This window comes from Virgibacillus chiguensis, from assembly GCF_900129865.1.
GTDB classification, from domain to species: Bacteria; Bacillota; Bacilli; order Bacillales; family Amphibacillaceae; genus Virgibacillus; species Virgibacillus chiguensis.
The window spans coordinates 209,262-222,874 of the sequence record NZ_FQXD01000005.1; the positions used below are offsets into that span (position 1 = coordinate 209,262).

General features: G+C 38.0%; 13 protein-coding genes and 1 pseudogene. 8 read left to right on the forward strand and 6 right to left on the reverse strand.

Going from position 1 to position 13,613, the window contains the following annotated elements; all coding sequences use genetic code 11:
- Positions 1 to 167: 167 nt before the first annotated feature.
- Entirely contained in the window at positions 168 to 950 is a 783-nt protein-coding gene (locus BUB45_RS07900) for an MBL fold metallo-hydrolase (protein ID WP_084723575.1), read from the forward strand.
- A 138-nt stretch (positions 951 to 1,088) separates the two neighbouring features.
- Here BUB45_RS07900 and BUB45_RS19820 read toward each other — a convergent pair whose 3' ends face one another.
- On the reverse strand, positions 1,089 to 1,256 hold the full coding sequence (locus tag BUB45_RS19820; protein WP_212590751.1) for a hypothetical protein: 168 nt from the start codon (positions 1,254 to 1,256) through the stop codon (positions 1,089 to 1,091).
- A 230-nt stretch (positions 1,257 to 1,486) separates the two neighbouring features.
- Positions 1,487 to 1,585 carry a putative holin-like toxin gene (locus tag BUB45_RS20765; RefSeq protein WP_367946636.1) on the reverse strand — a complete coding sequence of 33 codons (99 nt, stop codon included), beginning with the start codon at positions 1,583 to 1,585 and terminating at the stop codon, positions 1,487 to 1,489.
- A gap of 168 nt (positions 1,586 to 1,753) precedes the next feature.
- On the opposite strand from BUB45_RS20765, the gene BUB45_RS07905 reads away from it, so the two are divergent.
- From BUB45_RS07905 to BUB45_RS07935, 7 genes are all read left to right on the forward strand, one after another.
- Positions 1,754 to 2,533, forward strand: coding sequence for a class I SAM-dependent methyltransferase (locus BUB45_RS07905; protein ID WP_073007050.1), 780 nt, complete (start codon positions 1,754 to 1,756; stop codon positions 2,531 to 2,533).
- A 949-nt stretch (positions 2,534 to 3,482) separates the two neighbouring features.
- Complete coding sequence (locus tag BUB45_RS07910; RefSeq protein WP_073007052.1) at positions 3,483 to 5,360, forward strand: anaerobic ribonucleoside triphosphate reductase; 1,878 nt, start codon at positions 3,483 to 3,485, stop codon at positions 5,358 to 5,360.
- Positions 5,360 to 5,845, forward strand: coding sequence for an anaerobic ribonucleoside-triphosphate reductase activating protein (gene nrdG / locus BUB45_RS07915; protein ID WP_073007054.1), 486 nt, complete (start codon positions 5,360 to 5,362; stop codon positions 5,843 to 5,845). The genes BUB45_RS07910 and nrdG overlap by 1 nt, the downstream gene beginning before the upstream one ends.
- Before the next feature lie 588 nt (positions 5,846 to 6,433).
- A complete protein-coding gene (locus BUB45_RS07920) occupies positions 6,434 to 6,619 on the forward strand; it encodes a hypothetical protein (protein WP_073007055.1) in 186 nt (61 codons plus the stop codon).
- Between the two features lie 10 nt (positions 6,620 to 6,629).
- Positions 6,630 to 6,884 carry a spore coat protein gene (locus tag BUB45_RS07925; RefSeq protein WP_073007057.1) on the forward strand — a complete coding sequence of 85 codons (255 nt, stop codon included), beginning with the start codon at positions 6,630 to 6,632 and terminating at the stop codon, positions 6,882 to 6,884.
- A gap of 244 nt (positions 6,885 to 7,128) precedes the next feature.
- Positions 7,129 to 7,986, forward strand: coding sequence for a DUF72 domain-containing protein (locus BUB45_RS07930; RefSeq protein ID WP_073007059.1), 858 nt, complete (start codon positions 7,129 to 7,131; stop codon positions 7,984 to 7,986).
- A gap of 654 nt (positions 7,987 to 8,640) precedes the next feature.
- Complete coding sequence (locus BUB45_RS07935) at positions 8,641 to 8,997, forward strand: hypothetical protein (protein ID WP_073007060.1); 357 nt, start codon at positions 8,641 to 8,643, stop codon at positions 8,995 to 8,997.
- Between the two features lie 6 nt (positions 8,998 to 9,003).
- Here BUB45_RS07935 and BUB45_RS07940 read toward each other — a convergent pair whose 3' ends face one another.
- From BUB45_RS07940 to BUB45_RS07955, 4 genes and pseudogenes are all read right to left on the reverse strand, one after another.
- Positions 9,004 to 9,735: a tryptophan-rich sensory protein gene (locus tag BUB45_RS07940; protein WP_073007071.1), complete on the reverse strand. Its 732-nt coding sequence runs from the start codon at positions 9,733 to 9,735 to the stop codon at positions 9,004 to 9,006.
- A gap of 233 nt (positions 9,736 to 9,968) precedes the next feature.
- A pseudogene (locus BUB45_RS07945) lies at positions 9,969 to 10,094 on the reverse strand (carbohydrate ABC transporter permease); the annotation flags it as partial.
- A gap of 80 nt (positions 10,095 to 10,174) precedes the next feature.
- A complete protein-coding gene (locus BUB45_RS07950) occupies positions 10,175 to 11,854 on the reverse strand; it encodes a glycoside hydrolase family 13 protein (RefSeq protein WP_073007074.1) in 1,680 nt (559 codons plus the stop codon).
- Between the two features lie 325 nt (positions 11,855 to 12,179).
- Positions 12,180 to 13,205, reverse strand: a complete 1,026-nt coding sequence (locus BUB45_RS07955) for a substrate-binding domain-containing protein (RefSeq protein WP_073007076.1) — start codon at positions 13,203 to 13,205, stop codon at positions 12,180 to 12,182.
- Positions 13,206 to 13,613 lie beyond the last annotated feature (408 nt).

A 13,613-nucleotide genomic window follows, 5' to 3' on the forward strand; every position in this document is an offset into this window, starting at 1 on the left:
AAAACAGCTGGGGTATGAAAAAATATGTCAGCTGTTTTTTTATGATGCTCATAGTATAATGGATCCATAGTTTTTAAAGCTTGCGTGCAACAAATAAGAATGTAGCATTTGGGTTTATAAACTAGCTGAGAATATTATTGAATAAACAAGAAAAAGGGGGTTACCCATTGATACAGGATGCTTGGTTTACCGTACAAAAAATAGTTGACAATACATTTGCCATTAGTGAATACGGCCATTGGGAAAAAGTTCACTCTTTTTTAGTCATAGGTGAACATAAGGCTGCTTTAATCGACACGGGTTTAGGAATTGATAATATAAAAAGAATAACGGATCAATTAACAAGTAAACCGATTGAAGTAGTTACAACGCATGTTCATGCAGATCATATTGGGAGCCATGGAGAATATGATACAATTCACGTTCATGAAGCAGATCAAGACTGGCTCATACATGGAATGGAGGGGTTGACATTAGCACAAATAAGAATAGATATAGCAAGGGATATAAGCCTTCCAACCCCGGCAACGTTTCATCCAGATACGTATACACCATTTCAAGGCTATCCTACCAATGTTCTGAAGGACGGAGACAGGATAGAATTGGGGAATAGACAATTAATTATCTATCATACGCCTGGCCATTCGCCTGGTCATATCGTCTTATATGATACAACACAGGGGTATTTATTTACGGGAGATTTACTTTATGATCAAACACCAATCTACGCTTTTTATCCATCCACTAACCCAGTTGATTTAGTTATGTCTTTAGAAAAAATATCGAACATAGATGGAGTAAAGAAAGTCTTTGGCTCACATAATACACTCGGGCTAGACGCATCAATTTTACAAGAAGTGAAGCAAGCAGTTACGTATTTGCGAGAGAACAGCTTTGCAAAGTTTGGAACTGGTATACATGAGTTCAACGGTTTCCGCATACAATTTTAATAAGATCGCTCATCAACAGAGGAAATCGCTCGCACTCGTCGGAAGATCGCTCATCAACGTGAAAAAATCGCTCGCACTCGTCGCAAAATAGCTCATCAACGCGAAGAAATCGCTCGCACTCATCGGAAGATCGCTCATCTACGCAAGAAATCGCTCGCACTCATCGGAAGATCGCTCAAGAAATCGCTCGCACTCATCGGAAGATCGCTCGTCAACGCGAAGAAATCGCTCGCTCACATCGGAAAATCGCTCATCAACGCGAAGAAATCGCTCGCTCGTCAACGCAACTAATCCGCCCGCTCTCAAAAGCCTCGCCGCAAAAAAACAACTGCCTGCTTCATAACAAGAGTTGCGCATAAGTTTTAGAACGAATATGCGGTTTTCATTTGATGTATTATCAGGTATACTATATATAGATAGTCAAACGAATAAAACCGCTTGGTGCTGGAACACCAAACGGTTTGTGCATAGCCCTTAAAGGGGGCGACTCACATTTTGAGAAAAGTAACCATGAAATGCTCGTCAGGCTAGGGTGGTTACTTTTTTTGTGACAGAATTGCTACTATGAGCGTTCCGAACGAGATCATTAAGACCAATCCTTCGAAAACTGTCATATAGGCCTCACCCCCTTTCATAAAGGGATGAGCCACCACCCATGAAAGCCTTATGCACTTAGTCGCATTATATCATACAATGGTTTTATAACTAAAGGGTCAGAAGGCTTAGTTAGTTGAGTGTTGGTACCGTTGATCGATCATTTCAAGTGCTCTATAGATAAATGTTTAGAATGGGGAGAGGAAAAGGTGGATATTGGGGAGCAAAATCGTCTTGCGTGGGACAAGAAAGTGGAAGACAGGGCAGTTTATACGCAGGAAGCATCTAGCGATGTAATTAAAAAAAGTAAAGCGGGAAATTGGGAAATAACCGTCACGACGAATAGACCTGTTCCGAGAAGCTGGTTTCCTGCATCTCTTACAGGGAAGAAAATCTTGTGCTTAGCTTCTGGTGGGGGACAGCAAGGGCCTATTTTAGCTACAACTGGAGCTGACGTTACAGTATTTGATATATCTAATCGGCAACTGGAAAAAGATTCGCTCGTCGCTGAACGTGAAGGATTAAATCTGAAAACTGTACAAGGTGACATGACGGATTTATCTTGTTTCCAGGATGAAACGTTTGATATCATTGTTCATCCTGTTGCAAATTTGTTTGTGAAAGATATTTCACATGTTTGGCACGAAGCGTCTCGGGTGTTAAAAACGAACGGCACACTTATTTCTGGTTTTACGAATCCTGTGTTATTTATTTTTGATGATGAAGAAGATCGAAAAGGAAATTTAGTTGTAAAGCATACAATTCCTTTTCATTCTTTACAAGACCTTTGTGAAGAAGAAGTAGAGGCGTATTTAAAAGCAAATCACACGATTGAATTTGGTCATACTTTAGAAGATCAAATTCAAGGGCAGGTGGATGCAGGCTTTGTGATTGCAGGTTTTTTTGAAGACGATTTTGGGGGCAGTAGACCGATAGATCAACATTTAAAATGCTTTATCGCAACAAAAGCAATAAAGGCATCTATTTAGGAAGGTTTGTGAAATGCGTATTAGTAACGAGTTATATTTTAAGATAAAGTGCTTGTAAGACTCCTACTTAGAAGATGTGCGCTGAGCAAGCACTACAGCATTTAAAGCCTTTTTACACTATAAAAAAGTATAAGGTTTTTTGGTTTATCGTAATAAACAAAACTAGAGCTATAGACTTGCCAACAAGCCAAGTTTTTCTCAAAAGATAGGAATGTATAAAATTAGGGGCTTATGTATACAAAATAACCGAATAAGCTACGTTCGGCTCCATCGCCCATCAACTAGGCGACTTCACGAATCGTCCTAAGCTAAGTCATCATCAGTTCGTGCTAAATGGGAAGACTAAAAACGGGCTTGCTTTAGTGCGGCGGCATAATCCTGTTGCAGGAGCATGATTCCTAAAACTTTAGTTGATTTGCTCTACTCGCTACGCTACTAACCAGGCTCCCCCGAGACTTTGGTTTATAGTATAAGAAAAACTATGTCATTCGCCATAAGACGTGGCGGCAAGCCAAACTTTTCTAATGAAAAAGTAAACAATATCCTTTTAGAAAATGTCAAGTTGATTTTAAGGCAAAACCCGAACGTTGCTTTTTTTACATCAAAAAGTCATAAAATATCCATTTGAAATTTAATACGAAGTGATCTATTATATAACTATATATAGTGTTTGTTTTATTTTCCCGACACTATATATAGTTATTTGTGTATGTAAATGCTTTATGTTTTTCATTCAATTAAAACTCTAAACATGATCTTATTACATAAATAGAAAAAAACATATTTCGTTCGCAAGGTGTCCTTTTTATTTTCGAGAAGGTTTTACCAACCGCAAAATAATTTCACGGGAAAATAACACCTACACTCTTATTTAGAGGGTTCAGGTCGTGCCTTATAGGTAGTAGGAAAGAGTAATTCCTACAATGGAAAGAATGGAGGAAGAAGAAAAATGATTGAAACAAAAAACACTCCCAAAAACATAGGTGAAGACTTGATGCTGGCTTTTCAAGACATTGTGTCAAGCTCTAATCAAGATTTAATTCAAGAAAATGCCAATGTTGATGGCAGATCGCCATGTGGACAGATGAATAAATTTGCCAATGAAAGTGCGAAGTTCTATGCAAAGCAACAAATGTTAAGCGAAGAAGCTAACCAAGCTGTAGCAGAAAACTATATTCATATTCATGATTTAGACTATATGCCGACAGGAACGGCTACTTGTTGCCAAGTTCCTTTAGGAAAATTATTGGAAAAAGGATTCAACACGGGACATGGTCATATGCGCTCCCCACAAACGATTTTAAGTGCGATGGCGTTAGCGGCGATTATTTTTCAAAGCAATCAAAACCAACAACACGGAGGCCAAAGTTTTCCAGCATTTGATTATGATTTAGCACCGTTTGTTAAACGTTCCTATGAAAAACGTTTACGGAAATTAAAACAGTACCCGCTTGCGCTTTCTAAGCAGGAATTGGAGGAATTAGCGTGGTCGGAGACAGATCATGAATGCTATCAAGCATGCGAGGCGTTTATTCATAATTTAAACAGCCTTCATTCTCGAAGTGGTGGGCAAGTTCCGTTTACGTCCATTAATTATGGTACAGATACAAGCAGAGAAGGTAGAATGATTGTAAAAAATTTATTGTTAGCTACGCAAGCAGGTTTAGGTAAGGGAGAAACGCCAATCTTTCCTATTCAAATTTTTAAAATGAAAAAAGGCGTTAATTTCTATAAAGAAGATCCAAACCATGATTTGTATCAACTAGCGCTTAAAACGACAGCAAAACGACTGTTCCCTAATTTTAGCTTTATTGATGCACCTTTTAATTTACACTATTATGAACCTGATAACCCATACTCAGAAGTAGCTTATATGGGATGTCGCACACGAATAATGGCTAATCGTCACGGAAAAGAAAATAGTCTTGGCAGAGGCAACTTGTCATTTACAAGTATCAACTTAGTGAAATTAGCACTTACTACACAATCTTTTGAAGCTTTTATACAAAAATTAGATGAATACGCAGATATTGTTATACGTCAATTGTATGATCGTTATTTATTTCAGGCGCGTAAACTTGTGAAAGATTTCACCTTTTTGCATGGACAAGGAGTATGGGAAGGAAGTTCACAATTAGGCCCTGAGGATAGATTAGAAAAAGTGTTAAAACAAGGAAGCTTAAGCGTTGGTTTTATCGGCTTAGCAGAATGCTTAGTAGCCTTAACAGGCAAGCACCACGGCGAATCTGATGAAGCACAGAGTACTGGGGAAGAAATTGTTGCGTTTTTACGTAGCAAATGTGATCAGGCTTGTGAACAATATGATTTAAATTATTCCTTAATAGCAACTCCTGCTGAAGGTTTAAGCGGTCGGTTTACCAAGCAAGATCAAAAGGAATTTGGCAGAATTCCAGGCGTTACTGACAGAGATTATTATACAAATTCGTTTCATATCCCAGTATACTATCCAATTTGTGCTATGGAAAAAATAAAACGAGAAGCAATATATCATCCATATACGAATGCTGGCCATATTACGTACATTGAAGTAGACGGCGATGTAAGTAAAAATTTAAAGGCGATGGATACACTTGTGAAAACAATGGCAGAAAGCGGTATTGGTTATGGAAGTGTGAATCATCCAGTAGATCGATGTAAAAACTGTGGTTATACAGGGATGATAGATAATGAATGCCCTAAATGCCAAATAACGGATGAAAAACAAATCGACCGCATTCGCCGGATTACTGGTTATCTTGTAGGAACGATGGATAAATGGAATACGGCAAAAGCCTCGGAAGAACATGATCGGGTGCGACATGTGTAATGGATACAGCAAGCGTGTTATCTATTTATCATGATTCGGTTGTCGATGGAGAAGGATTACGTGCTGTTATCTTTTTTGCAGGTTGCCCTCATTTCTGCAAAGGATGCCATAACCCGAAGTCATGGAATTTGCGAAATGGTAAAGAAATGCATGTAAATCAAATTGTAGAAGAAGCGCTGAACCCATTAAATGATATTACATTAAGTGGTGGCGATCCGTTTTACCAAGCAGAGGCTGTAGCTAAAGTAGCTAAACAACTTAAAGAGCATGGGAAAAACATATGGGCTTATACGGGATGGACATTAGAACAATTATTAGAGAATAAAGATCCGCACCAGTTAGAGTTACTGCAATATGTGGACGTACTTGTAGATGGTCCATTTATTCTAGCAGAACGTGATTTAACGTTAACGTTTCGTGGAAGTAAAAATCAACGTATCATTGATATGAAAACAATGCAGAATCATTCCATTATGGATGACTAATATACAAACCAAGAATATAGAGCATTTTTACACTATAGAAAAATATAAAGCTTAAGGTTCTCACCCAAAAAGGTCATGGGATCATTTGACGCACGACATATACAGTTATTGAACAAACCACGATATAAAGTGTTTTTTGCAAGTGTGATTTTTAAAAACCTACCTTTTTGGGAATTACCCAGCTTCAAGATGTATTCTAAGAAAACTACGCTTGCGCCATAAAGATTTGGCGGTAAGCCGAGTTGCTCTAAATTGGATGAAAAAACTAGGCTAGTGCGAATCAGCACTAGCCTAGTTTCGTGGTTTAATTTATCCAATTAAAAGTTAAGTTTTAGTCCCAGCGCTTTGAATTCAATTTATATCAAATGTTGAGGTTTGTAGGTGCTTATAAGGATTTCATTTCTATAAATGAAAGATGCGAGCTAGAAAACGTCTAAGCAGGAAATAACAGAGCCTGCACCTAACAATCTGTGAAAGATAAGGTTGAAGCTGAAATTCAAATTAAAAGGCAAACGACATTTTTACTATGTATATCCTTTCTAAAAACGCATAAAATATGCTTGAACTTTTCTGAAAGGAGTTTGTGCCATGAATCAGTTAACGCAAACCGAATTAGAGAACTTGCGTAAGATTATTGGAGGTCATGGGATGATCGCTAATAAATTGGAAACTTACGCACAATCCGCAACAGATCAAGAGCTGAAATCTATTTTGCTTCAAGATGCACAAGCTGCTAGACAAGCGCAGCAACAGTTATTACCATTTTTACAATAGGAGGGTTCTCATGTTACAAGATAAAGACATTGTGAATGATTATCTAAATGGATTAAATTCGAGTTTAAAGAGCTATGCCGATTATATAGCTCAAGCCAATAATGCACAGCTAAGACAAACGCTCATAAATTTGCGTAATGGGGATGAATCTCGCCAACGATCGCTTTATAGTTATGCGTCGCAAAAGGGATTTTATAAGCCAGCCATGCCCGCATCGCAACAAGAAGTACAACAAGTGAAAACGGAATTGTCTTCCGGTCAATAAAAGCACTCACTTCAATAACATGTATACGTTTGGATGTAAGTACTTTTCTTATTCATGGTGCCCCGCCCATTGTAAGCCATGGCGGTAGCATTCTTGCATGCTTTACTGATTCTCTCGAGCTATGTAGATGCAATTAAAAATGATTCAAAGTCTTAAGTACAATATTCTTCAATAGAAGTTAGTCATATTTTCTTTATGTAAAAACCTTCCTATGCTATGATATTTTTAAATAGGAGGGTTTTTCTTGATCTATATTGGATTGACAGGGTGGGGAGATCATTACTCCTTATATGCTGAGCAAATTAAAGCAAAAGATAAATTAGCAGAATATAGTAGCCATTTTCTTGTTGTTGAAGTGGATGCATCATTTTACGCAATTCAGCCAGTGAAGAATGCAGAAAAATGGGTAAGAGAAACACCTGCTAATTTCCAATTTGTCGTAAAAGCGTACCAAGGGATGACGGGACATAAACGGAAAGAAGAGGATTCGCCTTTTGAGACGAAAAAAGAGATGTTTAACTCATTTATAGCATCGTTACAGCCGTATCAAGAGGCGGATAAGTTAGCAATGGTTTTATTTCAATTTCCACCTTGGTTTGATTGTACGAAACAAAATGTGACCTACTTGCGCTACTGCAAGCAAATGATGGGAGATATTCCCGTTGCTTTAGAATTTAGAAATCAAACTTGGTTCAGCGATCGTTTTCGCCAAAGCACATTGTCATTCATGAAACAAGAAGGCTGGATTCATTCGATTGTAGATGAACCACAGGCAGGAGAAGGTTCTATCCCGACGGTTCCAGTAGTAACCAATGAAGCGCAGACGCTTATCCGTTTTCATGGTAGAAATGCTGTTGGTTGGAATAAACCGACGAGTATTAATACAAATTGGCGTGATGTACGTTATTTATATAAGTATAATCAAGAAGAGCTTATAGAATGGAAAAAAGTGATACAGAGATTAGAAAAAGAAACGAAGGACATTGTTGTGTTATTTAACAACAACTCAGGTGGTGATGCTGCCGAAAACGCCAAGCAATTTCAAGAACTTTTAGGCATTGAATATGAAGGACTCGCTCCGAAGCAATTGGGATTGTTTTGAGCCTAAATAAAAGCTTTTTCTAAATAAGATAAGAAAGCATAAAATGAGACTTATGTATATTAACATTAATAAGCTATGTTCGGCTAGGCCCAGCAACTAGGCGACTTCACGGAATAGATCTAGCTAAGTCATCATCGGTTCGTTGCTAAGAGGAAGGCCGACTAAATACGAGCATGCCGCCCGACGTCGGCATACCCTGCTTGTGATTTCTAAATCTTTCGTTAATCATTTTAGTGAATTACTCCTACAATAGACGTATCTCATACTAGGGAATATAAAGTGGAAAACAAGAAATGTTTACATAAGAATGATAGGCTACATCATCATATTTGTTATTATTATAAATGTTTTGTTATTTCACTTTCGCCCTAACGATAGTTTATTACAAATCTTTTTAAGCCTAGTATTCATAATAATTGGTGGTTTTTTAGTATGAGTGGTAGAAAACCGTTGAATGAAACAGATAATGAATTTAGAGTAGCGTTCACAACCAGAGTTTGGTTATAGGGTTGTAGTTGAAGGTAAAAGCTTTTTGGTAATGTTTTGTCTGAATAGATATAGTGATGATTTAGCTCACAGATTATAAGGAATAAAACCATTTCTTTAAAATCCTAAAGTGATACAAGGTTATTAAACAGTAAAGGTGGAAACGAAATGAAAAAAACACATATTATATTGTCCATTCTTCCACTTCCGTTCCTAATTCACTTTTATGATTATCAGTGCCATCTAAATGGTACATATCCAATTTTATTATACCCTAGTTTATTTTTATGTATGATTGTTGTTGGAATGCAGTTTAAGAATACAAATGTATTCCCTATATTCTTATTAGGAATCGTAATGACCATTTTTTCTTCTGTGTTAGGTTCCTTTTTTATACCAGATGATGGCGCATGGTTTAAGCCTTTTGGTAGAGATGTAGCAATTATAATAACAGCAATTACTTATTTATTTGGGCAGTTTGTCGTTAGGTGGATAAGGAGAGGGAGTCCTTCTGAAAAAAAGTAGTACAGTTCATTTAACGATTTTTTTCATCTTCCTAATAGCAATGAACACGAAGCAAACAACAAGCACAAGGCAACATAGAAGTAAAGTAAACTGTAATAGTTGTTGTTGATCTTTTACGTAAATGGCGATAAATGTCCATATATAAACAAGTGGTAAGAAAAGGTCTTGATTACGAAGGGTAATTCGAGCCGCTATTCCTGTCACTAACAAGATGACAATGACCGTGCAAATGAACTCACTTAACCCTAAAAATGAAGTTATTCCTTCACTTTTTGCATAAGTGAATAGGTTAACTACACTAGCTAAGGATACCCATCCAAAATAAATCGAAAATGGAATGCGGTCAAGTAAGCGACTGAAAGAAATTGTCCATACGACACGGTACATCCAAATAAGCGTGCCTAATAATAAGAGGATAATAATCGTTGAAAGTAGTATGTTGTCACGAGTGAATGTTAAAATCCACAAACTATTTAAAACAAAATTAATGGGAAGAACAAATTGAAACTCTTTGTATAAAGTAGCTTTGTCCCCTTGAATAAAGAATCCTCGAATGATCCAAATAAACAAAAATAAGTAGATAACACCCCAAATAGCAAAGGCATATCCAGCTGGCTGAATAAGCGTTTCATACTGATTGGCTATTTGTCCTACATTGCTCCCAGCGAAATAATTAATCCCAACCATCATAGCAAAGAAAATAAGATACATCATTATAATATATTTCGAAGTTTTCATGGTATAACCTCCTCCTTAAGGTCATCATATACCAATGTATTTCCTTTTATGCTATCGCTGTAAACAAATTTAAAAAATAGTGCGTTGTCTTGTCTCGAAATTAAGTATAATCGACTCTCCTGATATTTTTTATAAAGGATTAGAAAAACTTGGCTTACGTCAAATCTATATGACAGAAAAACGTTATTGTTTTCCTTAGAGTATAAAAAAACAGTGGGGAAAAACCCCACTGACTATTTTACCGCACCACGTGTTACGTTACCAATGATCCATTTTTGAGCGATGAGATAAACGATGATCATTGGCAATAAGGCAAGTAAATAAGAAGCAAATGCTAAGTTATAGTTTGTGCTAAATTCACTACAGCCGACGAGTAAGAGGGCTGTAGCGAGTGAGATGGCTAGAGAAGCGATCATTCTCATTAAAAATCTCCTTCTTTCTAAGCAAGCCTGTATATAAAGGCTTCATATGGTTTAAGAGTAAATTGGCGAACGGAATGCATCGTTTTTGTTGGCTCGTTCGTAATTAAGATTTCTTGGCCTTCTGGCACGTTTGGTAGTTCACATGTCTGTTGCTGATCTGTAAAGTTACATACGACGAGCAAAGTGTCTTCTTGATGTGTTCTCGTGTAAGCAAATATTTCTTCGTTATCTTCAAGTAATAAATCAAATTTTCCGTGGATGATGGTCGGTTCTTGTTTCCGCAAGGCAATTAATTGCTGATAATAATAGAATATAGAGTTAGGATCAGCAAGAGCTGCTTCTGTATTTATTGTCGTGTAATTTGGATTTACGTTTAACCAAGGTTGTCCTGTTGTAAATCCTGCATGTGGCTTGTCATTCCATTGCATTGGTGTTCTAGCGTTATCACGACCAATAGCATAAATAGCTTGCATTAAGTCCTCTTTATGATGCCCTTGTGCCAAGCGTTCATGATACCAATTAATCAGTTCGATATCTTCATAATCATCAATGGAAGGGAATTGGACGTTCGTCATACCAATTTCTTCTCCCTGATAGATATAAGGTGTTCCTTTCATGCCATGAAGGAGAGTGGCGAGCATTTTAGCTGATTTCTCACGGTATTCTTTATCATTGCCAAAGCGAGAAACTACCCTTGGTTGGTCATGGTTATTCCAATACAAGCTATTCCAGCCTTCATGTTCTAGACCGTACTGCCATTTACTTAAAATTTCTTTTAGATCGGTAAGCTTCCAAGGCATGTTGGACCATTTTCCATCTGGTCCATTCCAAAGCCCCATATGTTCAAAATGGAATACCATATTCAATTCTTCACGTTCTTCCCCAGTGTAAAGCTTCGCATCCTCGACGGTTACACCTGGCATTTCTCCAACTGTTAAAATATCATAATCAGCGAGCACTTTTTGATTCATTTCATGTAAAAATTCATGAATACGCGGTCCATTCATATGAAATTCAAATGCGGAAACAAGTTCTTTACCTGGATCTGGTTCGCGTTCAGGCATGGTTTGATCTTTCGAAATTAAGTTGATCACATCCATACGAAATCCGTCTATTCCTTTATCTAACCACCAGCGCATCATTTGATACACGTCGTTACGGACATCAGGGTTTTCCCAATTTAAATCAGGTTGCTTTTCGCTAAACATATGCAGAAAATATTCATCCGTTGCCTCATCATATTTCCATGCAGAGCCGCTAAATGCGGATTCCCAATTCGTCGGTGGTTGCCCATTTTCTTTTCCTTTTTTCCAAATATAATAATCTCTTTTTGGATGATTTATACTTGATCTTGACTCGACAAACCAAGCATGTTCATCGGATGTGTGATTCACTACAAGATCCATTACGATTTTAAGTCCTCGTTTATGTGCTTCTTCAAGCAATGTATCAAAGTCTTCCATCGTTCCGAATTCATCCATGATTTTTTGGTAATCACGAATATCATAACCATTATCATCATTTGGGGAATCGTACACAGGGGATAGCCAAATGACATCGATTCCAAGTTTTCTCAAGTAGTCTAGTTTTTGAATAATTCCTTGTATATCTCCAATTCCATCACCGTTGCTATCATGAAAGCTACGTGGATAGATTTGATAAACGACGCTTTCTTTCCACCAATTATTTTGTGTCATGAAAACCTTCCTTTTCTGTTAAGGTTAAACGTTTACTCTACTGCTAGAAAACTTGGCTTGTCGCCAAACCTTATGGCGAAAGCCTTCGTTAAAAAGAAAAGATGAACTTGTTATATTTAAAGATAGAGTAGCTTGTGTAGGTATAATAACTGAATAGCCACATCCAGCGCAGTCGCCCAGCAACTAGGCGACTTTTAAGTTATCATCGGTTCATGGCTAAGGGGAAGGCTGACTAAAAACGGGTTTGCCGAACGACGTCGGTATACCACTTGTTTTGTGGCATGAATCCGATATCTTTCATTGGTTCGTTCCAGTCGCTACGTTGCTAAACTACGCCCCGAGCCTTTGTCTTTTTCACCGATTCTCTTTCAATTATTTTGTGTTCCATGATAATCGAATCCGTATCTTCCCCCATAATACATTGGCATAGCAACTCGCTAGCACGATACCCCATCACGTCGAACTCTTGAGATACAGTAGTTAATGAAGGAACAGTCATCGTAGCTAACTTCGTATTATCATAGCCAATTACGGATACATCTTCAGGGACACGTATTCCTTGTGCATTTGCTTCAGAAATAACACCAGCCGCCATTTCATCACTTGCTGCAACAATTGCAGTAACCTCTGGGTGGCTTTTCATAATGGAACGAAATGCATGTTTGCCATCTTCAAAATAGAAGGCGCTACTCCAACTAATCTGTGATGATTTACAAGGAAGGTTTGCATCAGTTAATGCTTGCTTAAAGCCCTCCATCCGAGGCGTACCTGCAATTAAGTCATGAGGCGGTCCACTAACCATAGCGAGTTTTGTGTGCCCATGCTTGATTAAATAATTCGTAGCATCATAGGTAGCTTTTAGATCATCGACTTTTATTTCCGGTATGTTCTTTAAATCAGATATTCCTGATAAAGTGACAAAAGGAACATTCATTTGCTTAACAATTTTTTGAAAATTTCTCGTCAGCCTTCCACTTGCAAATATAACGCCCTCCACCTGTTTTTCATAAAGTAATTGTAAATAATGCTTTGTTTTATCAGGATCGGACAATGTATTACAAACAAATACACTCTTTCCGTAAACTTGCGCAGCCGCTTCTATGCCATGTAGCATTTCTGCACTGACCATTCCAGACACCGCAGGAAACAGCACTCCAATTGTTCCGCTTTCATTATTAATTAAACTACGGGCAATAGCATTAGGGAAGTACCCCATCTGTTCAATCGTTTGCATTACATGCTGCTTTGTTTTGTCAGAGTAGCCCTTTCCCGTATTATTTAAAATTCGAGATACTGTCGCAATAGACACATTCGCTTCTCTAGCAACATCTTTTATCGTTGATTTTTTCATGTTATCTTCCTTATAGAGTAAACGTTTACTTCATTTTAGCGGATACGAGGGAGGATGTCAATAAGAATGAGGTGCAACGGAGAAAGTTGCTAGTTCCAGCTTGGAAGTCGCTTCATGATTACTGTAAAAGCGCTCGCCCGCGTCTGAAAATCGCTCATGATTACTGTGAAAGCGCTCGCTCGCGTCTGAAAATCGCTCATGAACGAAGAAAAGCGCTCGCTCGCGTCCGAAAATCGCTCATGAACAAAGAAAAGCGCTCGCTCGCGTCCAGGAATCGCTCATGAACAAAGAAAAGCGCTCGCTCGCGTCCGTGAATCGCTCATGAACGAAGAAAAGCGCTCGCCCGCGTCTAGGAATCGCTCATGATCGAGGAAAAGCGCTCGCTCGCGTTCTGGAATCGCTCATGAA